Consider the following 23,216-nt stretch of genomic DNA (forward strand, 5'->3'; position numbering starts at 1 on the left):
AGCGGGGGTTTCGGGAGAGACGCTCAGGCCCGCTGCAGCCGGGTTGATTCCGTCGGCGAGCGCCCGATCATCTTGCGGAAGGTCCGCCCCATCCGCCGCGCATCGGGAAAGCCCGCGCGTGAAGCCGCCTCGCTCAAGGAGACCGTGCCGGAGCGGATCAGCGACTGGGCCAGCGTCACGCGTTCGCGCAACACGTATTGGTAGGGCGTCACGCCGAAGGTGCCCTTGAAGGCGCGCACGAAATAGCCCTCGCTGAGGCCCGCCACCGCCGCCATCTCCCCGAGAGACAGGGGCGCATCGATCCGCGCGGCGACGAGGTCGCGCACCCGCCGCGCCTGCCGGGCGGTGAGCGCCGCGCTCTTGCGGGAGGGCGGGCTCGACAGGGCGCCGGAGGCGCGCAGCACCGCGAGCGCCACGCTGTCGACCAGAAGCGCGTCCGCGGCGCTGTCGTGGCCGCTGGCCGCCTGCCCCAGAGCAGCCAGGAGATGGGAGAGGGTCATCCGCTCGGCGAGATCGCAGGTGATCGAATCGATTCGGAACTGCGAGAGCGGCGCCTCGATCATCCGCTCCACCGCGGCGGGCATGAAGGCGAGATAGCGCCCGCGGCACGGCCCGCTCCAGAGCGTGCGGCCGGCATAGCCGGGCCCGCGCAGAACGAAGGCCTCGCCGGTGCGCACGTCGCAGGGCGCGCTGCCGGGCGGGCTGTCGCCGCTGAAGGTGAGCGTGGTCCGGCTCAGGCCGTACCAGCCGCCGTGCCACGTGCCGACGAGGAGGCCATCGACCCGGTGCGTGCTGAACCCCGCCGTCTCGTAGGCGAAATCGAGGAAGGCGATGCCGTCGAGGCCGCTGGCGGGGATCTGGCCGAAAATCCGGTCGGGCGGGGCGCTGAGATCGCCTTGCACCGAAGCGTTGACGAACGGAACGCTCATCGGCCGCGTCGTTCTCCCTCTCGCTGGCGCGCCTCCGGGGCGCACTTGGAAATCCTCTGCCGAGAGCCTCGTCCTCGACATCAAATCCAGGACAAGGCCTATCCTCTTGCTTTCACATCATTTTTTCCGAAAGCCGGAGATCCCCTTTTGGCATGATGCTCTCGGCGGTCTGGACCACCCTGCGCGCGGAACCGGCGGGACGGCGCGGACACGGCGACGCTTCGCTCCGATGAGAACGACCCGCCTTCGCGCTCGTTCCCTCGATCCGCGGGGTCGATCGTGCCGGCGGCAGAGGTGCCCGTCGAGGGCGCACCCGGTCGTCGCGGCCCGCGAGCGAGGCCCACGGAAGCGGTGGGGTCGGCCGCTTCCGTGGGAGGACGTGTCAGGCGATCGGATTACTTCCCGAGCAGGCCGCCGAGAAGGCCGCCCACCGCGCCGAGCACGGTGTCGAGCGTGCCGCCGACGAGGCCGCCCACCTGATCGACGACACCGGACACGGCCCCGAGTTCGCTGCTGAGATCGAGATCGAGGCCGAGAGACAGACCGCCGCCGACCTGATCCAGCTCCGCAGCGTTCAGCTCGCGGACGGTATCAATGTTCTGCTGCATGGTTTTCTCCTTTGTCCGAAGGATATTGGAAGAACGTTCTGTATTTCTGCCTTCCTGTGGAATAAGAGCGCCGGCCATGCGTCGCTCTGCTGGATAAGGTACGGATATTATTCCGGCAGGCAACCCGGGCTGCGGTATACGGTCCGGGACGATCGGCTCAGGACCTCTCGGATGGACAGATCTTGCCTTCTCACAGCACGACCAGCGGTCGTATCCTGGCTCCGCGCCGTCCCCGGCCCTGCGCGGTCGCCGCTCCCCTTCCCTTCGGCCGACCCGCGCGATCGGCTCTCACGGGATGGGTGTGGCGGGACGGGCCGCCGCCCGCGCGGGGGACAAAAATTGACGTGCCGGCCGGAGAACAGGCCGCCCGCGCCGCCGGCACGGCTAAGAATCTGAAGCTGTTGCGGATTACGCCCTGCATGCGTCAGAACAACGCACCTGATCGTTCGATCGCTACCCCGGAGGAAGCTTCCCGGTGAACGCGCCCCTGTTCCGTCGCGAGGTCGTGGAGGCCCGGCGAAGCGCCTGGCTCGGCGAGGCCCAGGTGATCCAGCCCCTGGCGATCCGCATCGTGGTCGGCCTGTGCCTCGCCTTCGCCGTCCTCGTCGGCGTCTACGCCTGGCTCGGCAGCTATACCCGCCGGGTCCATGCCGACGGCCTGCTCGCGCCCGATATCGGCCTCATCACCGTGGCGAGCCCGCTCGCGGGGCGGGTCAGCGCGTCGGGGGTCAAGGAGGGTGACCGGGTCGAGCGCGGCCAGCTCCTCTTCACCATCGACCTCGACGCGGTCTCGGCGAGCGGCCCGACCCAGGAGCGGGTGATCGCCCAGCTCGGCCGCCAGCGGGAGAGCGTGGAGCGCCAGCGCGCCGCCCGCGCGGCCATGGCCACCGCCGAGAAGGAGGGCTTGAGGGAGCAGGTCGCCAACCTGGAAGCACAGCGCGCCAGGATCGAGGAGCAGCTCGCGCTCCAGGAAAAGCTGGTGCCGCCGCTCAAGTCCCGCGCCGACGAACTCGCCGACCTCGTGACGCGGGGTTTTGCCCGCGCGGCCGACTTCCAGAGCCAGAACTACCTCTATCTCCAGGCCAGCTCACAGCTCGCACAGTTCCGCCAGGGCGGGCTTCAGGTCGAGGGCAAGCTCGGCGATCTGCGCGCCAAGCTGGCCACCTTCGACGAGACCCTGGCGCGCGATCTGGCCGAACTCGACCGCACCGCCGCGCAGCTCGAACAGCAGCGGGCCGAGAGCGAGGCGCGCCGCGCCATCGAGGTGCGCGCGCCGGAGCGCGGCATCCTCACCTCGATCCGGGCGCAGGCCGGGCAGACCGTGGCGGCGGGGGCGAACCTGCTCACCCTGCTGCCGAGCGAGGGCCGGCTGCAGGCCAACCTGTTCGTGGATTCCTCGGCGATCGGCTTCATCGAGCCCGGCGCCAGCGTGATGCTGCGCTACGCCGCCTTCCCGTTCCAGCGCTTCGGCCTGCACCGGGGCACGGTGACGGAGGTGACCCGCGCGCCGCTCGAAGGCGACGCCCGGCCCGAGGCGGCAAGGGACACGGCCAAGAATGCGGGGAGCGGGGGCGTCTACCGCATCATCGTGCGGCCGGACGCCGACAGCGTGACGGCCTATGGCGAGCCGCGCCGGCTGGAGGCCGGAATGCGGGTCGAGGCCGACATCGCGCTCGAGAAGCGCCCGCTCTACCGCTGGCTCCTCGACCCCCTCTACCACGTCAAGCGCAGCGTCGATCTCGTCACCGAAGGAGGGACACGGTGAGCCTGCTGTCGGATCTTCAGTTCGGCTTCCGGCGGCGCCTGCCGGTCGTGCTCCAGGCGGAGGCCGCCGAGTGCGGCATGGCCTGCCTCGCCATGGTGCTGGGCTACCATGGCCGCCGGGTCGATCTCGGAAGCTTGCGCGCCCGCCACGCCCTGTCGCTGAAGGGCATGACGCTGCGAAACCTCATGGACCTCTCCGGCACCATGGGACTCTCGACGCGGGCGTTGCGGGTGGAACTGCCCGATCTCGGCCGCCTGCGCCTGCCCTGCATCCTGCATTGGGGGCTCAACCACTTCGTCGTGCTGGCGCGGGTCGGGCGCCGGGAGATCGTGATCCACGATCCCGCCCGCGGGCGCCGCACCTTGAGCCTCGCGGAAGCCTCGCGCGAATTCACCGGCGTCGCCCTGGAGGTGGCGCCGAACCAGAGCTTCGTGCGCGAGCGGGCGGCGCGGGGCCTCACGCTCTCCGACCTGTTCCGGGGCATGGCCGGCATCCGCGCGGCGATGATGCAGATCCTGGCCCTGTCGCTCGGGATCGAACTCGTGGCGATCCTGATGCCGATCGCCTCGCAGATCGTCATCGACGAGGTGATCGTCAACGGCGATCTCGACCTGCTGCTCGTCGTGGCGCTCGGCCTCGCCCTGCTGCTGGTGCTGCAGCTCGGCCTCGGCGTCGCCCGGAGCTGGGCGATCATGCTCACGGGCACGAAGCTGAACTACCAATGGTCCGGCTCGCTGTTCGACCACCTCTCGCGGCTGCCGCTCGACTATTTCCAGAAGCGGCATGTCGGCGACGTGATCTCCCGCTTCGGCACGCTCGCCACGATCCAGAAGGGCATCACCACCGATCTCGTCCAGGCCCTGCTCGACGGGCTGATGTCGGTCGGCATGCTGATCATGCTGTTCCTCTACGGCGGCTGGCTCGCCGGGGTGGCCATCGCCGCCACCGCGCTCAACGCCGGCTTACGGATCGCCGCCTACAAGGCCTATCGCGAGGGCACCGAGGAGGCGATCGTCGCGGAGGCGCGCCAGCAGAGCCACTTCATCGAGACCGTGCGCGGCATGGCGAGCGTCAAGCTCCTGAACCTGCGCGAGCGCCGCCGCGGCACCTGGATGAACCAGTTCGTCCAGGCGCTGAACGCACGGCTGCGGCTGCAGCGGCTCGACCTCGTGTTCGGGCGCGGCAACGAGTTCCTGTTCGGCGCCGACCGGCTGATCCTGCTGGTGCTCGGGGCGCGGGCCGTGATCGACCAGTCGATGACGCTCGGCATGCTGGTGGCCTTCCTGGCCTACCGCGACCAGTTCTCGACCCGCATCGGCAACCTGATCCAGTCGGGCTTCCAGCTGCGGATGCTCAACGTGCAGACCGACCGGCTCTCGGACATCGTCATGACCGAGCCGGAGGAGGCCGCAGCCCCCATGCCCGCCGCGACGGAGCCGGTCGCAGGTCCCGCCCTCCCCGCCACCGGGGCGCGCCCGCCGGTCCGGGGCGCATCCTTGCGCGCCGTCGGCCTGTCCCTGCGCTACGGCGACGACGAGCCCTGGGTGTTCCGCAATCTCGGCCTGGAGGTGCCGCCGGGCGAAAGCCTGGCCATCACCGGCCCCTCGGGCTGCGGCAAGAGCTCGGTGATGAAGATCCTGATGGGTCTGCTGCCGCCGTCCGAAGGCGCGGTGCTGGTCGATGGCCGCGACATCCGCTCCGGGGGGTTGGCGGCCTACCGCGCCCGCATCGCCGGGGTGATGCAGGATGACGGGTTGTTCGCCGGCTCGATCGCCGAGAACATCGCCTGTTTCGACGAGCGGCCCGATCCCGGCTGGATCCGCGAATGCGCCGCCCGCGCGGCGATTCTCGACGACATCGCCCGCACGCCGATGGGCTTCGAGACCCTGGTCGGCGACATGGGCTCGACGCTGTCCGGCGGCCAGCGCCAGCGGGTGATCCTGGCCCGCGCCCTCTACCGGCGCCCGGAGATTCTGTTTCTGGATGAGGCGACGAGCGCGCTGGACGAGCCGACCGAGGCGGTCATCGCCGCCGCGCTCCGCGACCTGAAGATGACGCGGGTCATCGTCGCCCACCGCCCGGCCACCGTGGCCCATGCCGACTGGCGTTACGATTTCGCCGCGGAGGCGCCGCGGGTCGAGCCTCTAGCGACAGAGACCGCCAGTTGAGGGGGCTTTGCCCTCCCGCCCCCTTGCGAGACGCCCCTCCCCCATGCTCAGAGCGCCGCAGCATTCGTGTCTCTCACGAAGCGCCCGCTGCGCCGTCGCCCCGGAAGGCGAAGGGGTCAGTGACCGGGCGTTGCGTGAGGCACTCTCAGCGGGAGACGGCGATGAACTCGGTCAAGGAACGTCTGGAAGCGCTCGGCCTCAAGCTGCCGAAGGCGGCGGCCCCGGTGGCGAACTACGTGCCGTACGTGCGCACCGGCAACCTCGTCGTCATCTCCGGCCAGATCTGCTTCGGGCCGGACGGCACCCTCGACCCGGCCCACAAGGGCAAGCTCGGCGCAGAGGTCTCGGCCGAACAGGGCATCGCGGCGGCCCGGCTCTGCGCGCTCAACGTGCTGGCCCAGGTCCAGGCGGCGGTGGGCGACCTCGACCACGGCGTCGTGCAATGCGTGCGGCTCGGCGGCTTCATCAACGCGGTGCCGAGCTTTGCCGGCCTCGCCCCGATCATGAACGGCGCCTCGGACCTGATGGTCGAGATCCTCGGCGACCGCGGCCGCCACGCCCGCTCGACCGTGGGCGTCGCCGAACTGCCCCTCGACGCGGCGGTCGAGGTCGAGGCGATGTTCGAGGTCGCGTGAGCGGCCCTCTGGACCGGGCGCCGGACTGGCTCACCGCCCGTCCGATCGCCCATCGCGGCCTGCACGACCGCGCCGCCGGCATCCCGGAGAACACCCTGGCCGCAGCCGAGGCGGCGGTGGCGGGCGGCTACGCCATCGAGTGCGACGTGCAGCTCAGCGCCGACGGCGAGGCGATGGTGTTCCACGACGAGGCGCTCGGGCGTCTCACGGCCGCCTCCGAGCCGGTGGAATCGCGGAAAGCGGCCGAACTCGGCACGCTGACCGTGGCCGGCACGGGGGAGCGCATCCCGACGCTGCCGGACTTCCTGGCGCGGGTCGCGGGCCGCGTCCCCGTCATCGTCGAGATCAAGTCGCGCTTCGACGGCGACCGGCGGCTCACCCGCCGCGCCGCCGAGATCGTCGCCGGGCTCGACGCACCGGTGGCGCTGAAGTCGTTCGATCCGGGCATCGTCGCGACGCTGGCCGAGATCGCGCCGGGTCTGCCCCGCGGCATCGTCGCGGAGGCGAGCCAGGACGATCCGCACTACGCCCTGCTGGCGCCGTCCGTGCGGGCCGAATTGTCGGGCCTGCTCCACCTCCACGTGAGCCGGCCGCACTTCCTGTCCTGGCGCGTCGGCGACCTGCCGGGGCCGGTCCCCTATCTCTGCCGCCGGCTCGGGAACATGCCGGTGATGACCTGGACCGTGCGCACCGAGGCGCAGCGGGCGCTGGCCCAGGAGCACGCGGACCAGATGATCTTCGAGGGTTTTCGCCCGTAATCGGGGTTCCCAAAGGGCGAGCCCTTTGGCGGGTGCAGGGCAGAGCCCTGCCCCTTCAGGCCGCGCGGACGGTGTCGAGGAAGCGGGCGACCTCGGCCGAGAGGTGCTCGGACTGGCGCGACAATTCGGTTGCCGAGGACAGCACCTGCGCAGCCGCCGCGCCGGTCTCCTCGGCGGCACCCGCCACGCTCGCGATGGTGCGGGTGACGGATTCCGTGCCGCCCGCCGCCTGGGCGACGTTGCGCACGATCTCCTGGGTCGCCGCGCCCTGCTCCTCGACCGCGGCGGCGATGCCGGTGGCGACGCCGCTGATCTCGCGGATGCGCCCACTGATGCTGTCGATGGCCGCGACCGCCTGACCCGTCGCGCCCTGGATGCGCCCGATCTGCCCGGTGATCTCGTCCGTGGCCCGCGCCGTCTGGTTGGCGAGTTCCTTGACCTCCGCCGCGACCACGGCGAAGCCGCGGCCCGCCTCGCCGGCCCGCGCCGCCTCGATCGTGGCGTTGAGCGCGAGCAGGTTGGTCTGGCCGGCGATGGTCGAGATCATCGCCACCACGTCGCCGATCCGCGCGGCGGCCTCGGAGAGGTCGCGCACGAGGATCGCCGTCTGCCCGGCCTCGGCCACCGCGGCCTGCGCCAGGGTGGCCGAGCCGTCGACCTGCCGGCCGATCTCCTGCACCGAGGCGCCGAGTTCCTCGGCCGCGGCGGCGACGGTGCCGACATTGGAGGCGGCCTCCTCGGCGGAGGCGGCCACCGTGCCGGATTGCCCGGCGGTCTGGCTGGCATTGGCGGTCAATTGCTGGGCGGTGGCCTGAAGCTCGGTCGCGGCGGCGGTCACGCCCTGGACGATGCCGCCCACCGCGCGCTGGAAGTCGTCGGCGAGCGCGCGCGCGGCGGCCCGGCGCTGCGCCTCGGCACCGGCGCGGGCGGCTTGCGTCTCCTCTTCCAGGGCGCGGGTGCGGACCAGGTTGTCCTTGAACACCTGCACCGCCGCGGCCATGGCGCCGATCTCGTCGCCGCGGCCCCGCCCCGGCACGGCGACCGCCGCATCGCCCGCCGCGAGGGCACCCATCGCCCCCGTCATCCGCGCGATCGGCCGCGAGATCCCGAACCAGCCGAACAGGGCTGCGGCGAGCGCCGAGAGCAGGGTCACGGCCATGGCGATCCAGGCGGCGGCGGTGGCGGAGGCGGCGCTGCCGACGGCGCCCTCGACGCTCTGCTTGGCACTCCGCTTGTTGAGCGCGAGGTTTTCCTGAAGCGCCTTGGTCGCGGATTGCGCGAGGCCCAGCGCCTCGGGCCCGGTGAGCAGGGCCAGCGCCTCGGCTTGGCGCCCCTCGCGCATCAGGGCGACGATCGCCTCGACCCGACCCGTATAGGTCGTCCAGATCGCGGCGAAGCGCTCGTACAGGGCCCGCTCCTCGGGGGAGGCGATCACCGGCTCGTAGGCGCGCCGCAGGGCTTCGAGGGCCGCTTGGCTCGTCCGCACGCTCTTCTCGTTCTCGGCGAGGATGGCGGCGGTCGGCGAGGCGGCGACGTAGCGGTAGGTCTTCACCCGCTCGTCCCGCGTCGCGGTGCTGATGTCGCCGAGCAATCCCACCGAGGGAAGCCAATTGTTGGCGATGTCGCGGACTTCGCGATCGATGTTCGAGAGTTTGATGACGCTCATCCCGCCTTGGGCCGCAGCAATCACGGCCAGCAGGCTGAACGAGCCCGCCAGGGCAGCCTTGAGGGAAACGCGCATCATGAATCCGGGGGTGTGATTGGCCTCTTGAGATGCCCCACCCTGCAACGGAATACTTAAGGCTCTCTCGATTTCTGCAGGAAAGTGCATGCGGCGGCCTGCGCCACGGGCTCGGATAGGCAGGCCGCCGTATCACGACGGCGTATGGCAGGCTCCGACGGATGGCTTTCGGTGCCGCCTCCGCTCGGCCGGCGGCCCGACACCTCTACCGGCTGCCCTCCGGCCGCTCCGACGAACTCTTCTTCTCCGTTGTCGCCTCGGGCTGTCTCACGAATTCGGCGAGGTAGCCCTTCCACAGGCTGGCGAAGCGCAGGGATTGATGGCCGTGCGTCTCGGGCGAGGTCGGAACCAGAACGAAGCGGCCATCCTTCACCCGGGCCATGGCCCCGTTCATCACATCGAGCTGGGGCGGGTTCAGCTCGTCGTCGGCGAAGTTCACCGCGAGCACCTTGGCGGTGATCTTTTCGAGGTCCGGCGAGGGGTCGTAATCGTAGGAGGAATCGAACCAGTACAGCCAGTCGTTGGCATCGGCCTTGTTCTCGTAGCCGGCGATCATCTTGTCGTAGGCGGTGTCGGCCGCCGCGCGGGTCGGGGCCTGCTTCTGAAGGCCGAGCACGCTCTCGGTCATGATGTTGAAGATCGGCAGGATGCGGCCGAAGCTGCGCGGCTGCGCGGTGTACTCGCCGCCCTTCCAGTCGGGATCGGTGCGGATGCCCTCGATCAGGAGGCGCCGCCACAGGGCGTTGCGCCCGCTCACCGGGATCGGCTGGCTCGCCACCGCCATCAGCAGGTCCATCGCGCCGGCATAGCGCTCGCCCCACATCCAGGCCTGCATCCCGCCCATGGAGGTGCCGAGCACGAGGCGCAGATGCTTGACCCCGAGCGCCTCGGTGACGACCCGGTGCTGGCCCTCCACGACGTCGCCATAGCCGTAGCGGGGGAAATGCGCCTTGAGCCCGTCGGAGGGTTTCGAGGAGCCGCCGCGCCCGAGCCCGTCGGGCAGGATCACGTACCAGCGCCGCGCGTCGAGCGGCGCGCCTTCGCCGAACAGCTCCGGCCCGAGCGTCGGGATCAGGAAGCTCTTGCCCGTGCCGGTGGTGCCGTGCAGGACGAGCACCGCGTTGTCGATCTCGCCGTCCGCGCCGCGATGCGGCGTGCCGAGGGTGGTGTAGTGCAGCTTGACCCGATCCAGGCTCTCGCCGCTGGCGAACTTGAAGTTCTCGACGACGTGGTCGCCCTCCTGCTGGCCGGGATAGGCGGCGGCCGGCGCGGCGATGGCCGCGATCGGAGCGAGGCCGGCGGCGAGCGGGGTCAGCGCCAAGGCCGAAACCAGGAGAGCCGTTCGAAGCGAGCGTATCCGAGCACCCATCAAGCGTTCTCCTCGACCCATCCGAACGAGCGTTCTACGGCCCGGCCCCAACCGGCGAACAGTGCCCGACGTTCTTCTGCCTGGATATGCGGATGCCAGCGCTTGTCCACGGCCCAGTTGTCGCGAAGATCTTCGAGTGTCTTCCAGAACCCCGTGGCGAGTCCGGCGGCATAGGCCGCACCCAGGGCCGTCGTCTCCGAGACCTTCGGGCGCAGGGTCGGCCGGTCGAGGATGTCGGCCTGGAACTGCATCAGCAGGTCGTTGACGGTCATGCCGCCGTCGCAGCGCAGTTCGGCGATCGGACAACCGGAATCGCGCTCCATCGCCTCCAGCACCTCGCGGGTCTGGTAGGCCGTGGCCTCCAGGCAGGCGCGGGCGATGTGGCCCTTGTTGGCGTAGCGGGTCAGCCCGATGATGAGGCCGCGGGCGTCGTCGCGCCAATGCGGGGCGTAGAGGCCGGAGAAGGCCGGCACCACGTAGACGCCGCCATTGTCCTCGACGCTGCGGGCCAGCCCCTCGATCTCGCTCGAGGCGCCGATCAGCCCGAGATTGTCGCGCAGCCATTGCACCAGGGCGCCGGTGATGGCGATGGAGCCTTCGAGCGCGTAGGCCGGCGGGCGCCCATCGAGCCGGTAGGCCACGGTGGTGATGAGCCCGGCGCTCGACGCGACGGGCGCGGGGCCGGTGTTCATCAGCGCGAAGCAGCCGGTGCCGTAGGTGTTCTTGGCCTCGCCCGCCGAAAAGCAGGTCTGCCCGAACAGGGCCGCCTGCTGGTCGCCCAAGATGCCGCCGAGCGGCACGCCGGGAAACGGGTCGCGGGCCTCGCCCAGCACGGCGCTCGAAGAAACGATGGTCGGCAGCACCGCCCGCGGGATGCGGAACACGCCGAGCATGGCCTCGTCCCAGTCGAGGGTCGCGAGCGACATCAGTTGCGTGCGGCTGGCATTGGTCACGTCGGTGACGTGGAGCCCGCCCTGCGGGCCGCCGGTGAGATTCCAGACGAGCCAAGAGTCGATCGTGCCGAACAGGGCGGTGCCGTCCTCGGCCTTCGCCCGCGCCCCGTCCACGTGGTCGAGCAGCCAAGCGAGCTTGGAAGCGGAGAAGTAGCTCGCGAGCGGCAGGCCGGTGACGGCGCGGAAGCGGTCGCGCCCCCCGTCGCGGGCGAGCGCGGCGACGGACCGGTCGGTGCGGGTGTCCTGCCAGACGATGGCATCGTGCAGCGGCTCGCCGGTCCGCCGGTCCCAGAGCATGGCGGTCTCGCGCTGGTTGGTGATGCCGATGGCGGCCAGATCCCCCGGCGCCAGCCCGGCGCGGGCCAGCCCCTCGCGCATCACCGCATGGGTGTTGCGCCAGATCTCCCGCGGGTCGTGCTCGACCCAGCCGGGACGGGGGAAGATCTGCTCGTGCTCGCGCTGGGCCTGCGCCAGGATCGTGCCCCGGCGGTCGAACACGATGAAGCGCGTGCTCGTGGTGCCCTGATCGATCGCCCCGACCGCATCCGGCATGGCGTTCCTCCCGGCGTGTCTCGCCTCCGGGTTTTTTCGCCCGGCTCGCGCCCGATCCTACACGAGGCCGGGCGCGCCGGAACCGGTCAACCGGCTTGTCGGTCCCCTTGCGCGCGTTCCAACTGGGCCGGCGTATTCTGCGCCCCCATCTGGCGGGCCATGTCGGCGGCGCTCATCCCCGAAGCGTCGCGCCGGGACGGGTCTGCGCCTTGGGCGAGCAGGAGTTCGACGATCTCGGTGCGGTCGAACATCGCCGCCACCATCAGCGCGGTGCGGGTGCCGTCGCCGGTCCCGTCGACCTGCGCGCCGTGCTCGAGGAGCAGCCGGACGATGTCCGCATCGCCCTTGAACGCGGCGCCGGCGAGCGGGGTCTGGCCGCGGTCGTTGGCGAGTTCGGGATCACCCCCGGCCTCCAGGATGACCCGGGCCGTCGCCGCCTGACCGTTATAGGCGGCGAGCATCAGGAGGCTGTCGCCCTTGTCGTTGCGCAGGTTCGCCGGCAGCCCCTGGCCGAACAGCTCGGCCAGTTCGTCGGCATGGCCCATCCGGGCGTACTGGAAGAGGCGCGCCGCGAAGGCGAGGGTCTCGTCGTCGAGGGCGGGGGGCGCGGCGTTCGGATCGGCCTGCATCGGAATCTTTTTCGGAAGCTTCGTGACGGGATTGGTCCCGTGCATGTGGCGTTTGCAGGGGCTTCGTCCAGTCAGGCGGCCTCGCGACCGTCCGGACGGGATCGGGCCGCGGCGCGCACGGCCATCGCCTCCTCCCGCTCCTGCCCCCTGCCCCAGAACGCCGCGACCGTCGGGCCCGTTCGTGTCAGCGGATCGCGCAGCCAAGCCCGGATCTCGTGGGGCCAGACCCGTCGGCCCATCCGCGTGTACCAGCGCATGGCGTGGCGCAGGCGGGGATCGCGGTTCAGGTAGATGCGCGCCAGCGCCTTCGGGCGGGCCTGAAGGATCACCTCGATCAGCTTGAACCAGAGCAGCACCCGCCAGGGCGGCATGTGGCGGGTGGCCAGCACCTGATGCTTGTAGTCCCACCGCCGCCGGTCGAGCTGGATCACCCGGCGCTCCTCGGCAAGCCGGAAATAGGGCGTCCAGCGGTGCGGCGTGACGTAGAGCATCTGGATCTGGTCGGGGTCGTAAGCCAGCAGCTGCCGCAGGCCGCGCCAATAGTCGCGGTCGCGCTCCTCCTCGAAGCCCACCACCCAGGTCGCCATGGAGAGGATGCCGTTCGCCCGCAGGAGGCGGATCGCCTCGCGGTCGGTCGTCGTGGTGGCGCCCTTGCGGATCAGGTCGAGGGTGGCCGTATCGGTGCTCTCGAGGCCGAGCAGGAAGCGCTCCCACCCCGCCCGCTTGTAGAGCGGCAGGATGTCGGCATCGCGCACGATGTCGTCCGCCCGCGTCGAGCCGACCAGGATGAGATCGACGTTCTCGGCAATCAGCGCCTCCAGGAAGGTCCGCCAGACCTTCTTCGAGACGGTCGGATTCTCGTCGGCGAAGTTGATCACCCGCACCCCGTGCTCCCGGTGGAGCCGGGCGAGTTCGGCGGCGAAGCGGACGGGATCGCGGTGGCGCCAGCGGGTCCAGAAGCCGCGCTGGCCGCAATAGGTGCAGGGATGCGGGCAGCCGCGGGAGAACTGGACCACGACCGCGCGCAGGCCGCCCCAGTAGCTGTAGCGGGCATGGTCGATCAGCTCCCAGCCGATCCGGTAGGCGTCGAGATCGCGGATCAGCGGGGCCGGCGGCGTCTCCCGGACCGTCTCGCCGTCGCGGTAGGCAAGGCCGGGCACGTCGCCGAGCGGCCGGCCCGCCGCGAGCGCCGCCATGAGCCGCCGGGCGGTCTCCTCGCCCTCCCCGCGCACGATCGCGGCGACGTGGGGCTCGGCCTCGAGAATCTCGCGCCCGTGATAGGTCGGGAAGACACCGCCGTAGACGATCGTCACGCACGGCATCGCCGCGGCCACCCGCGCCGACACCTCCGCGATGACCGGGTGCCCCGAGGTCGAGCCGGAATGACCGAACAGGACCGCCTCGGGCGCCCGCGCCACGATCTCCCGGACGAGGTCCGGCAGAGGCACGGGTCCGAACTCGGCGTCGATGAGCGAGACGGCATGGCCGTCGTCGATCAACGGGCCGCCGATGGCGAGAAGGCCCAGCGGAGGCAGATGGTCGTCGGGGATCCGGCTGCCGATCGCCGGATGGGGCACATTGACGAGCAGGATCTTCATCGTGTGCACCGGACATGAGCAAGGGTTCGCAGAACCGGACGAATCCTGCGTCGGGACCGGGGCTAAATGGCCGGGCCGTGGTTGGGGCGTGTCAGGCGGCTTGCGGCACCGCGGGTGGGTTCAGCCCGCCGAACCGCCGGTCACGGACGGTGAAGTCGGCGACCGCCGCGGCGAGGTCGGTGGCACCGAAATCGGGCCACATCCGCTCGGTGAAGTGCAGCTCGGCGTAGGCCGCCTCCCAGAGGAGGAAGTCGGAGAGCCGCTTCTCGCCCCCCGTCCGGATCAGGAGATCGACGTCTCCGTCCGCCCCCAGGGCCGCGCTCAGGCCCTCGCGGCTGAGCCCCTCCGGCCCGAGCCGGGCGGCGGCGGCGAGGATCGCGTCGCGCGAGGAGTAATCGACGGCGATGCGCAGGTGCAGCCGGTCGCCCGACGCGGTCATGGCCTCGGCCCGCTCGATCGCCTCCGGGATGCCGGGCCGCAGGCGGTCGCGGCGGCCGATCACCGTGAGGCGGGTGCCGCTGCGGGCGAGCCGCTCGGTCTCGCCGCGCAGATAGGCCCGCAACAGGCGCATCAGCCCGCCGACCTCCTCGGCCGGGCGGCGCCAGTTGTCGCTGGAGAAGGCGTAGAGCGTCAGCGTGCCGATGCCGAGGGCGGGGGCGGCCTCCGCCACCCTCTGGATCGTCTTGACGCCCGCCCGGTGGCCCGCGCCCCGGGGCAGGCCGCGCGCACTCGCCCAGCGGCCGTTGCCGTCCATGATGATCGCCGCGTGAAGGCCTGATCTACGATCGAGAGGGCTTTGCATCGTAAAGTCTCCGGGCGAAGGGCGAGACATGCGGGGGGATGCGGCGTTCGGTGGGATGTCGGAGTGCGGTCGTCAGACCGGCTCGGCGAGGCCGGAACGATCGTGGCCGGCGGGCCGGTCGTCGGCGGCCTGGGATCGGCCGGCGGAGGCTTGCGGCCTGCCGGCGGCATTCTGTGGCCTGTCGGCGGCTTTCTGTGGCCTGCCGGCGGCTTGCGCGGCGTCGCGCACGACCTGCTCCAGCACCCCGAGATAGTCGAGGAAACGGGTGCGTCCGGAGGGTGTCAGGCGGCAGAGGGTCTGCGGCCGGTTCTGGTCGTAGCCCTTTTCCAGGCTGACGAGGTCGGCCTCCTGCAGCACGGCGAGGTGGCGGCTGAGATTGCCGTCGGTGAGCCCGCACAGGCGCTTGAGGTCGGGGAAGGCGAGGCCGCGGGGATGCGAGACCAGGGAGGTCAGCACCGAGAGCCGCGCCCGCTCGTGGATGATCCGGTCGAGCCCCTCGTAGGAGAAGCGGGCGTCGGCGCGATCAGAGGTCGGCATCGGCGTCTCCGTCGGCGGATTCGTCAGCGTGGCCCGAATGGCGGTGGATGATGATGGCGACGAGCCCCTGCCCCACCGCGAAGGGCACGCCCATCAGCCAGGGCGAGAGGTGGCGCGTCTCGCTGGCGAGCGCCAGCACCGTGAGCCCGGCGAGCAGGTACCACGCGCCCGCCAGCGGCACGGTGCGGGGCAGGATGCGGGCGGAGGCGAACAGGCCGAGCCCGACCAGAACCTGCCACAGGCCCGGCAGCATCCAGAGCTGGTCCGGCGCGAAGCGGGCGAAGACGAGCCCCAGACAGAGGCCCGCCCCGCCCGCGGGCAAAAAACCTTCGATGGCGCTGAACACCATCGCGTCGGCCAGCCCCGAATGGACCCGGCGCGAGCGGCGCACCGCCTCGAACCCGATCAGGAGGCAGGCGGTGACGGCGGCGGCGACCCAGAGGCCGAAAAAGACGATCGGCCGCGCCGTCGGGTCGTCGAGCAGCAGGGCCTGGGCCCCCGCGACGACGAGCGCCAGGGCGCCGGTGGCCGCAAGCGTGGCAGAGCCGAGGCCGCGGAACGCCGTGTCCCGCGCGATCTGCATCCGGATCGCGACGATATCGGCCAGGGCCCTGTCGAGGTCGCCGTGGGTCTCTCGCATGGGGGTCAGCTTCCCGCGTCGAAGCGTGCTTTGCAATACAAAGTACACGCGGGTGCAGAGCCGTCAAGCGGAGAAACGTCAGGCTTCCGCCCGCAGGCCCGCGAGGTCGAGCCGGCGAGTGACCATGGTGAGATCGCCCTTCCCGTCCCGCGGCCACTCGGCCTCCGGGCGGTCGCGGTACAATTCGACCCCGTTCCCGTCGGGATCGCGCAGGTAGAGCGCCTCGGACACGCCGTGGTCGCTGGCTCCGTCGAGGGGGAGGCCGGCCGCCTCGACCCGGCGCAGGGCATCGGCCAGGGCCGCCCGGGTCGGGTAGAGGATCGCGAGGTGGTAGAGCCCGGTCGTGCCGGGCGGTGGCGGAGGGCCGCCCGCGCTCTCCCAGGTGTTGAGGCCGATATGGTGGTGATAGCCGCCGGCCGAGACGAAGGCGGCTTGGGCACCGAAGCGCTGCATCAGAGCGAAGCCGAGCACGCCGCAATAGAAGCCCAGGGCCCGATCGAGATCGGCCACCTTGAGGTGAACGTGGCCGATGCGGGTGCCGGGATGGATCGGTTCACTCATGGTCCCTCTCCTGATGCGCTCCGTCTCACGCCCGCCGCAGGGCGTAGGCGCCGTCGCCGAGCCCGGCCTGAACCAGCAGCATCACCGCCCAGAAGCCGGCGAATTCCCAGCCGCCGCCCGGATTCTGCGCGAAGAAGCCGTTGGCCCCGTGCACGGTGACGATAGCGCCGATCAGGATCGGGACCAGGGCCAGGGCGACGAAGCGGGCGTAGAGGCCGAGGATCAGGGCAAGGCCGCCGACGGCTTCCGCGGCGATCACCACGTAGCCGAACGCGGGCGGCAGGCCGAGCGATCCGAAGAAGGCGGCGGTGCCCGCGGGCGTGAACACGAACAGCTTCAGCCCGGCATGGGCCAGGAACAGGCCGCCGAGGGTGAGTCGCAGCAGCAGGGCGGCGTAGGGGGCAGTGCGGGCGTCGGTCATGAACGTCTCGAAGGTGCGCCGCGGTCGCGGCCTTTCGCGGTGGCCGGACCATGCCTTTCCTGCGCGCTTGCGATAATCCGCGTTCGCTGCCATTCACCTCACTCTGATAGAGTGAGGTCGTCGTGCTCGACCGCGTGACGGGAATGCAGGTCTTCTGCCGCGTCGCCGCACTCGGCAGCTTCTCGGCCGCCGGGCGGGCGCTCGGCCTCTCGCAGACCGGGGTGACCAAGCACGTCGCCGCCCTGGAGGCGCGGCTCGGCACGCGGCTCCTGCACCGGACGACCCGCCGCCTGACGCTCACCGAAACCGGCCGGACCTATCTTGAGGCCTGCGAGCGCATTCTCGCCGAGATCGACGACGCGGAGGCGGCGGTCGGCGCCGAAGGGGTCGAGGCCCACGGCACCCTGCGGCTCAACGTGCCGCTCTCCTTCGGCGTGCGGGAGATCGCCCCGGCGCTCGCGGCGTTCTCCGCCGCGCACCCGGCACTGACGATCGAACTCGGCCTCAACGACCGGCGGGTCGACCTGATCGAGGAGGGGTGGGATCTCGCCGTGCGGATCGGGACCCTCGCCGATTCGGGGCTGATCGCCCGGCGCCTCACATCCAGCCGCCTCGTGGCCTGCGGCGCGCCCGCCTATTTCGAGCGGCACGGCACGCCGCGCCGGCCCGAGGAGCTGAAGAACCACAATTGCCTGGGCTATACCCTGTCGGATTCCAGCGGCTGGCGCTTCGGCGAGCGGGCCTACCCGGTCTCCGGCAACCTGCGGGCGCCGAACGGCGCCGCCCTGACGGCCGCGGCCGTGGCCGGCCTCGGGCTGATCTACCAGCCGACCTTTCTGCTGGCGCAGGCCCTGCGGGCGGGTACGCTCGTCCTCCTCGATTTTGGCGCCCCCTCCCCGGTCCTGCCGATCCATGCCCTGATGCCGCCGGGCCGGCGCCCGGCCAAGACGCGCGCCTTCGTGGAGTTTCTGGCGCACCGGTTCGCGGGCGAGCCCGCCTGGGAGCGGGATCTGCCGGAGGCGATGCGGCGGTGAGGGCGATCGGACACGCCGAAGCGGACCGGGATCGCGGGCAACGAGGGCGCCGGAAGTCAGGAGCGTGATGCCTTCCACGGTCGCCCGAGCGACGAGGCGCCGGTCGAACGGGTCCTTGTGGATGAGGGGAAGTCCCGCCACCGCAACGGCGTGCCTTCCGAGAACGGGCAGCTCCTCGCACCCGCTCTCGATGCCGAGCAGATCCCTCCGCAACCCAGATCGGCAGGTGGCGTCGCGGAGGAGCCTCACTTGTCCTCTTCGCCCTCGAACAACCGGATGATCTCGTCCTGAAACATCGTGTCGAAATCGTCCGGCACCGAGATCTGCCCGGCGAGGAAACCGCGGCGTCGCGTCCGCGGCGGCTCGGCTTCCGCGGGCACGACCCGGACCAGGGGCCGGCCATTTTCGGCGATCACGAACGGCTCGCCGCGCGACGCCGCCTCGATCAGCCGCGACAGATCCGCCTCGGGCTCGCGGAGGCTGACCGTTTTCATGACGGTCTCCCAGATGTGAAAACGCGCCGAAGCCAGTCCGGGCCCAAAACGGCCGCAAGCTCCGGCAAGATCGGGCCGTCCGAACTCTTCCTGAGACCGCCCGACGGGCCCATATTGCCGCCATGCCCGCATCCAAGACACCGCGCGTGAGCCCGGCCAAAGCGCCTGCCAAGGCGACCTCGAAGACGACGGCGAAGGCCGACCGGCCCGAGCTGATGCCGCTCGACGAGCATCTCGCCGCGCTGCTCAACCCGGCCCTCAACCGCAACCGCCTGAAGGCGGTCGAGCCCGTGCCGGAGCCGCCCCGGAAGGGGCGCGGACAGAAGGGCGAGGCGAAGGCCTACAGGAAAATCGCCCAGGACGGCCTCGCCGAGGCGCCCCAGGCGGGCTTCGCCATCGGCGACGCGGCCGATGTCGATCCGCGGCTGGCCCAGGCGCTCGGCCTCGTCCCACCCGACGACGGCCCGGCGCCCGAAGCCGCGCCACAGGACGAGGCGCCCTCGCTCGCCACCGAGGGCGTCTCGGCCACGGTCGAGGCGCTGGAGCGGCTGCTCGTCGAGGGCAACCCGCTGTTCAAGAACGGCGAGGCCTGGGTGCCGCACCGGCCCGAGCGACCGGCGAAGTCCGAGGGCGGCGTGACGTTCACGCTGAAATCCGAGTTCACGCCCGCCGGCGACCAGCCCACCGCCATCGCCGCCCTGGTCGAGGGCGTGAAGGCGTCCGAGCGTGATCAGGTGCTGCTCGGCGTCACGGGCTCCGGCAAGACCTTCACGATGGCCAAGGTCATCGAGGAGACGCAGCGCCCGGCCCTGATCCTGGCACCCAACAAGACGTTGGCGGCGCAGCTCTACGGCGAGTTCAAGAGCTTCTTTCCGGACAACGCGGTCGAGTACTTCGTCTCGTATTACGACTATTACCAGCCCGAGGCCTACGTGCCCCGGTCCGACACCTTCATCGAGAAGGAAAGCTCGATCAACGAGCAGATCGACCGGATGCGCCACTCGGCCACCCGCGCCCTCCTGGAGCGGGACGACGTCATCATCGTCGCCTCGGTCTCGTGCATCTACGGCATCGGCTCGGTCGAGACCTACACGGCGATGTCGTTCACCGTCTCGCTCGGCGAGCGGATCGAGCAACGCCAGCTCATCGCCGATCTCGTGGCCCTTCAGTACAAGCGCATCCAGTCGGACTTCGCCCGCGGCACCTTCCGGGTGCGCGGCGACGTGATCGAACTCTGGCCGGCCCACTTGGAGGATCGCGGCTGGCGCATCGGCCTGTTCGGCGACGAGATCGAATCCATCGTCGAGTTCGATCCGCTGACCGGCAAGAAGCTCAACGAGCTGAAGTTCATCAAAGTCTACGCGAACTCGCACTACGTCACGCCGCGCCCGACCCTCCAGCAGGCGATCAAGGGCATCAAGACCGAGCTCAAGCAGCGCGTCGAGGAGCTGACCCGGATGGGCCGCCTGATCGAAGCGCAGCGGCTGGAGCAGCGCTGCACCTTCGATATCGAGATGATCGAGGCGACCGGCGCCTGCAACGGCATCGAGAACTATTCGCGCTACCTCACCGGCCGCAAGCCCGGCGAGCCGCCGCCGACCCTGTTCGAGTACCTGCCCGACAACGCCCTGGTCTTCACCGACGAGAGCCACGTCACGGTTCCGCAGATCGGCGGCATGTACAAGGGCGACTTCCGCCGCAAGGCGACGCTGGCCGAGTACGGCTTCCGCCTGCCCTCCTGCCTCGACAACCGCCCGCTGCGGTTCGAGGAATGGGACGCGATGCGCCCGCAATCGGTCCACGTCTCGGCAACCCCGGCCAAGTGGGAGATGGAGCGCACGGCCGGCGTCTTCGCCGAACAGGTGATCCGCCCCACCGGCCTCGTCGATCCGGTGATCGAGATCCGTCCGGCCCGCTCCCAGGTCGACGACCTGCTGGGCGAGGTCCGCGAAGTCGCCCAGGCCGGCTACCGCACCCTGGTGACGACGCTGACCAAGCGCATGGCCGAGGATCTCACCGAATACCTGCACGAGAACTCGGTGCGGGTGCGCTACATGCACTCCGATATCGACACCCTGGAGCGCATCGAGATTATCCGCGACTTGAGGCTGGGTGCGTTTGATGTCCTCATCGGCATCAACCTGCTGCGCGAGGGCCTCGACATCCCCGAATGCGCGCTGGTCGCCATCCTCGATGCCGACAAGGAAGGGTTTCTGCGGTCCGAGACCTCGCTGATCCAGACCATCGGCCGCGCCGCCCGCAATGCGGATGCCCGCTGCATCCTCTACGCGGACAACATCACCGGCTCGATGGAGCGGGCGATGGCCGAGACCGAGCGCCGCCGCCAGAAGCAGCTCGCCTACAACGAGGAGCACGGCATCACGCCGCAATCGGTCAAACGCGGCATCAGCGACATCCTCGAGAGCGTCTACGAGCGCGACCACGTCCGCGTCGATACGGGGCTGGCCAAGGACGCGATCACCGTCGGCCACAACCTCAAGGCGGTCATGGCCGACCTCGAGAAGCGGATGCGCGCCGCCGCTGCCGATCTCGACTTCGAGGAGGCGGCCCGGCTTCGCGACGAGCTCAAACGCCTCCAGGCGACCGAACTCATGGTCTCCGACGATCCCATGGCCCGTCAGGGCGACATCGAGCGGGAGGCCGGGCGCTACGGGCAGAAGGGCAGCCGCATCTCGAAGCCGACCCTCGACAATATGGGCCCCGGCACCGACCGCGAACTCCCGGCCGACGCCGTGCCCTGGCAGGAACGGCCCAAGGCGCGCTCGACGCAAGGGCTCGGCGGCCAGAAGCCCCGCTACAAGGGCGGCGGCGGGCGCAAGCGGGGCTGAGGCGGCCGAACGCGGAACCTCGGCCGTCGCCTGCGATTGGCCCTTCAGATCCTGCCACCGCCGGGCGGCTCCGCTGCGAACCCGCTCTGCGGCGCCAAGCGTGATGGAGCCGACCGATGCGATCCCTCCAACCCCTCAGCCGGGCCGCCCTGGGTGCCCTCCTCGGCAGCCTGATCCTGTCGGCGCCGGCACGGGCCCAGAGCGCGGCCAACCCCAACGATCAGCCCACCGCCGGCACCCTGCCCTCCGGCACCGGTACTTTGCGCGGCAACGACCGCTCCGCCGAGCGGCCGACCGGCGAGGTCTCGCCCCCGAATGCGATCCGCTCCTCGACCGCGGTGGTGCCGGAAGGCAAGAGCGGAAAGACCGTGCGCACCAACCCGTCCGATCACCTCTCGAAGCCGTTCCGCTCGAGCCACGAGAACTGATCGGCAACCCCATCCCCGCATTCGCCGTTGGACCGGCACGGCCGCCACACGGGGCGTGGAGGGCGGCGTGAACCGGCGGGAGGAAACGCATGGGGCTGCTCGATCAGGTCATCGGCGGAGTCGTCGGACAGGTCTTGGGGGGCGGACGCGGCGGGGCGCTGGCCTCGCCGGTGGTGAAAGCGCTCCTCATGCTGCTGCTCGCCAAGGGCGGGGGCGCCCTCGGCGACATCCTCGGCCGCGGATCACCGGAATCCGGCGGCCGATCCCTTCCCGGCCCGGGCTCCGACGACGGCGATCTCGGCGGGTTCAACCAGGGCCGCCGCAGTGGGCCGCCGGCTCAGGGAAGCGAGGCCGGCAACGACCTCGGCGGCGATTTCGGCGACCTCGCCGGCATGCTCGACGGACCCGGCGAGGGTGCCTCCGGCAGCCGTTCGCCCGGTGGAGGCCCCTATGCCGAACTCGACCGTGAGCCGGATGACGGCAGCGGCGCGGCCTCCCACGGGCTCGACGGCTTGATCGAGGGCTTCGAGCGGAGCGGGCTGGGCGACGTGATCGGCTCGTGGATCGGCCACGGTCCCAACCGCGAGATCGCGCCGAACCGCCTCGCCGAGGCCCTGGGACCGGGCACTCTCGACAGCTTGAGCCGCGAGACCGGCCTGCCGCGCGAGGATCTGCTCGCGCAACTGGCGCAGGCCCTCCCCGGCGTGATCGACGCGCTGACGCCCCAGGGCCGGGCGCCGAGCCGCGAGGAGCGCGGCGGCTGGTAAGACCCTAAAGCATCGTCCTGGATGCTGATCCAGGACGATGCTTGAGGGTGTTGTTTTCGCATCATCTTTTTTCCGAAAGCCGGCAACCACCTTTCGGGACGATGCTCTGGAGCCGTATCCGACCTGATGGCATCAGGCCGGCGTCTCGAGCCCCTTGTTTTGACGCGCCTTCTTTCGACGAACCGGTGACCACTTCGTCGCAAGGCGCTCTCGGTAAGGAATCCGCCATGGCCTACGAGCTGCACTACTGGCCGATGATCCCCGGCCGCGGCGAATTCGTGCGGCTCGCCCTCGAAGCGGCCGGGGCGGAGTACATCGATGTCGCCCGCCAACCCGAGGAGGAGGGCGGCGGCATCGCGGCGATGATGGACCGCCTGGAGGACGAGCCGATCCGCCCGCCCTTCGCCCCGCCCTTCCTCAAGGACGGCGACCGCGTGATCGGCCAGACCGCGGCGATCCTGCTCTATCTCGGGCCGCGCCTCGGCCTCGTCGGGGCGGACGAGGCCGACCGGATCTGGACGCACCAGATCCAGCTCACGATCGCCGACATGGTGGCGGAGGCGCACGACACCCATCACCCGGTCGGCGTCGGCCTGTATTACGAGGATCAGCGGCCGGAGGCGCGCCGCCGCGCCGAGGATTTCTGCGCGAACCGCATCCCGAAATTCCTGGACTGGTTCGAGCGCGTGCTCGCCCGCAACCCGGCGGGGCCGGAGCATCTGGTGGGCAGCGCGGTGAGCTACGCCGACACCTCTCTGTTCCAGCTCGTGGAAGGTCTGCGCTACGCCTTTCCGAGAGGCGCGGCCCGGGCGCTGGCGCAGACGCCGCATGTCGTCGCCCACGCGGAGCGGATCGGGCGGCTGCCGCGCATCGCGGCCTACCGTGCCAGCGAGCGCTGCCTCCCCTTCAACGAAGAGGGTATCTTCCGGCACTATCCGGAACTCGATGTCGGCTAAACTGCCCGCGTGCATGCCAGTG

Annotated in this window: 22 protein-coding genes; 9 read left to right on the plus strand and 13 right to left on the minus strand. The window is 70.7% G+C overall.

Going from position 1 to position 23,216, the window contains the following annotated elements; genetic code table 11:
- Positions 1-23: 23 nt before the first annotated feature.
- On the minus strand, positions 24-929 hold the full coding sequence (locus tag E4V01_RS04810; protein WP_135297568.1) for an AraC family transcriptional regulator: 906 nt from the start codon (positions 927-929) through the stop codon (positions 24-26).
- A gap of 395 nt (positions 930-1,324) precedes the next feature.
- Entirely contained in the window at positions 1,325-1,537 is a 213-nt protein-coding gene (locus E4V01_RS04815; RefSeq protein WP_004447062.1) for a hypothetical protein, read from the minus strand.
- Between the two features lie 475 nt (positions 1,538-2,012).
- On the opposite strand from E4V01_RS04815, the gene E4V01_RS04820 reads away from it, so the two are divergent.
- The 4 genes from E4V01_RS04820 to E4V01_RS04835 all read left to right on the plus strand — a co-directional run bounded on the left by E4V01_RS04820 (position 2,013) and on the right by E4V01_RS04835 (position 6,863).
- The gene (locus E4V01_RS04820) at positions 2,013-3,302 is read left to right on the plus strand and encodes an HlyD family secretion protein (protein WP_060771320.1); all 1,290 of its coding nucleotides are present in this window, start codon (positions 2,013-2,015) and stop codon (positions 3,300-3,302) included.
- Positions 3,299-5,470 (plus strand): peptidase domain-containing ABC transporter, encoded by a 2,172-nt coding sequence (locus tag E4V01_RS04825; protein WP_135297569.1) that lies wholly within the window; start codon positions 3,299-3,301, stop codon positions 5,468-5,470. The genes E4V01_RS04820 and E4V01_RS04825 overlap by 4 nt, the downstream gene beginning before the upstream one ends.
- Positions 5,471-5,631: 161 nt before the next feature.
- A complete protein-coding gene (locus tag E4V01_RS04830) occupies positions 5,632-6,105 on the plus strand; it encodes a RidA family protein (RefSeq protein ID WP_060771318.1) in 474 nt (157 codons plus the stop codon).
- Positions 6,102-6,863, plus strand: a complete 762-nt coding sequence (locus E4V01_RS04835; protein WP_135297570.1) for a glycerophosphodiester phosphodiesterase family protein — start codon at positions 6,102-6,104, stop codon at positions 6,861-6,863. The genes E4V01_RS04830 and E4V01_RS04835 overlap by 4 nt, the downstream gene beginning before the upstream one ends.
- A 55-nt stretch (positions 6,864-6,918) precedes the next feature.
- Here the strand turns inward: E4V01_RS04835 and E4V01_RS04840 are convergent, their stop codons facing one another.
- The 10 genes from E4V01_RS04840 to E4V01_RS04885 all read right to left on the minus strand — a co-directional run bounded on the left by E4V01_RS04840 (position 6,919) and on the right by E4V01_RS04885 (position 16,666).
- On the minus strand, positions 6,919-8,604 hold the full coding sequence (locus tag E4V01_RS04840) for a methyl-accepting chemotaxis protein (RefSeq protein WP_135297571.1): 1,686 nt from the start codon (positions 8,602-8,604) through the stop codon (positions 6,919-6,921).
- Between the two features lie 205 nt (positions 8,605-8,809).
- Entirely contained in the window at positions 8,810-9,973 is a 1,164-nt protein-coding gene (locus tag E4V01_RS04845; RefSeq protein ID WP_060771316.1) for an alpha/beta fold hydrolase, read from the minus strand.
- On the minus strand, positions 9,973-11,478 hold the full coding sequence (gene glpK / locus E4V01_RS04850; RefSeq protein WP_135297572.1) for a glycerol kinase GlpK: 1,506 nt from the start codon (positions 11,476-11,478) through the stop codon (positions 9,973-9,975). The genes E4V01_RS04845 and glpK overlap by 1 nt, the downstream gene beginning before the upstream one ends.
- An 86-nt stretch (positions 11,479-11,564) precedes the next feature.
- Entirely contained in the window at positions 11,565-12,107 is a 543-nt protein-coding gene (locus tag E4V01_RS04855; protein ID WP_193763139.1) for an ankyrin repeat domain-containing protein, read from the minus strand.
- Between the two features lie 71 nt (positions 12,108-12,178).
- Positions 12,179-13,705 (minus strand): magnesium-protoporphyrin IX monomethyl ester anaerobic oxidative cyclase, encoded by a 1,527-nt coding sequence (gene bchE / locus E4V01_RS04860; RefSeq protein WP_135297574.1) that lies wholly within the window; start codon positions 13,703-13,705, stop codon positions 12,179-12,181.
- Between the two features lie 91 nt (positions 13,706-13,796).
- Positions 13,797-14,507, minus strand: a complete 711-nt coding sequence (locus tag E4V01_RS04865; RefSeq protein ID WP_135297575.1) for a di-trans,poly-cis-decaprenylcistransferase — start codon at positions 14,505-14,507, stop codon at positions 13,797-13,799.
- A gap of 72 nt (positions 14,508-14,579) precedes the next feature.
- Positions 14,580-15,044, minus strand: a complete 465-nt coding sequence (locus tag E4V01_RS04870) for a transcriptional regulator (RefSeq protein WP_060771311.1) — start codon at positions 15,042-15,044, stop codon at positions 14,580-14,582.
- On the minus strand, positions 15,031-15,684 hold the full coding sequence (locus E4V01_RS04875) for a hypothetical protein (protein ID WP_060771310.1): 654 nt from the start codon (positions 15,682-15,684) through the stop codon (positions 15,031-15,033). Before E4V01_RS04875 ends, E4V01_RS04870 begins: the two co-directional genes overlap by 14 nt.
- A 78-nt stretch (positions 15,685-15,762) precedes the next feature.
- A complete protein-coding gene (locus tag E4V01_RS04880; RefSeq protein ID WP_060771309.1) occupies positions 15,763-16,245 on the minus strand; it encodes a VOC family protein in 483 nt (160 codons plus the stop codon).
- A gap of 25 nt (positions 16,246-16,270) precedes the next feature.
- Positions 16,271-16,666, minus strand: a complete 396-nt coding sequence (locus E4V01_RS04885) for a DoxX family protein (RefSeq protein WP_135297576.1) — start codon at positions 16,664-16,666, stop codon at positions 16,271-16,273.
- A 122-nt stretch (positions 16,667-16,788) separates the two neighbouring features.
- Between E4V01_RS04885 and E4V01_RS04890 the strand changes: the two genes are divergently transcribed.
- Positions 16,789-17,700 carry a LysR family transcriptional regulator gene (locus tag E4V01_RS04890; RefSeq protein ID WP_135297577.1) on the plus strand — a complete coding sequence of 304 codons (912 nt, stop codon included), beginning with the start codon at positions 16,789-16,791 and terminating at the stop codon, positions 17,698-17,700.
- A 245-nt stretch (positions 17,701-17,945) separates the two neighbouring features.
- Here the strand turns inward: E4V01_RS04890 and E4V01_RS04900 are convergent, their stop codons facing one another.
- A complete protein-coding gene (locus E4V01_RS04900; protein ID WP_135297626.1) occupies positions 17,946-18,194 on the minus strand; it encodes a type II toxin-antitoxin system Phd/YefM family antitoxin in 249 nt (82 codons plus the stop codon).
- 122 nt (positions 18,195-18,316) lie between these two features.
- Here E4V01_RS04900 and uvrB point away from each other — a divergent pair, with 122 nt between their 5' ends.
- From uvrB to E4V01_RS04920, 4 genes are all read left to right on the plus strand, one after another.
- Positions 18,317-21,043, plus strand: coding sequence for an excinuclease ABC subunit UvrB (gene uvrB, locus E4V01_RS04905; RefSeq protein ID WP_135297578.1), 2,727 nt, complete (start codon positions 18,317-18,319; stop codon positions 21,041-21,043).
- A gap of 116 nt (positions 21,044-21,159) precedes the next feature.
- Positions 21,160-21,471: a hypothetical protein gene (locus E4V01_RS04910; protein WP_135297579.1), complete on the plus strand. Its 312-nt coding sequence runs from the start codon at positions 21,160-21,162 to the stop codon at positions 21,469-21,471.
- Between the two features lie 89 nt (positions 21,472-21,560).
- The gene (locus tag E4V01_RS04915) at positions 21,561-22,238 is read left to right on the plus strand and encodes a YidB family protein (protein ID WP_135297580.1); all 678 of its coding nucleotides are present in this window, start codon (positions 21,561-21,563) and stop codon (positions 22,236-22,238) included.
- A 227-nt stretch (positions 22,239-22,465) separates the two neighbouring features.
- Positions 22,466-23,194 carry a glutathione S-transferase gene (locus E4V01_RS04920; RefSeq protein ID WP_135297581.1) on the plus strand — a complete coding sequence of 243 codons (729 nt, stop codon included), beginning with the start codon at positions 22,466-22,468 and terminating at the stop codon, positions 23,192-23,194.
- Positions 23,195-23,216: the final 22 nt, after the last annotated feature.

This window comes from Methylorubrum sp. Q1 (assembly GCF_004683995.1).
In the GTDB taxonomy this organism is placed as follows: Bacteria; Pseudomonadota; Alphaproteobacteria; order Rhizobiales; family Beijerinckiaceae; genus Methylobacterium.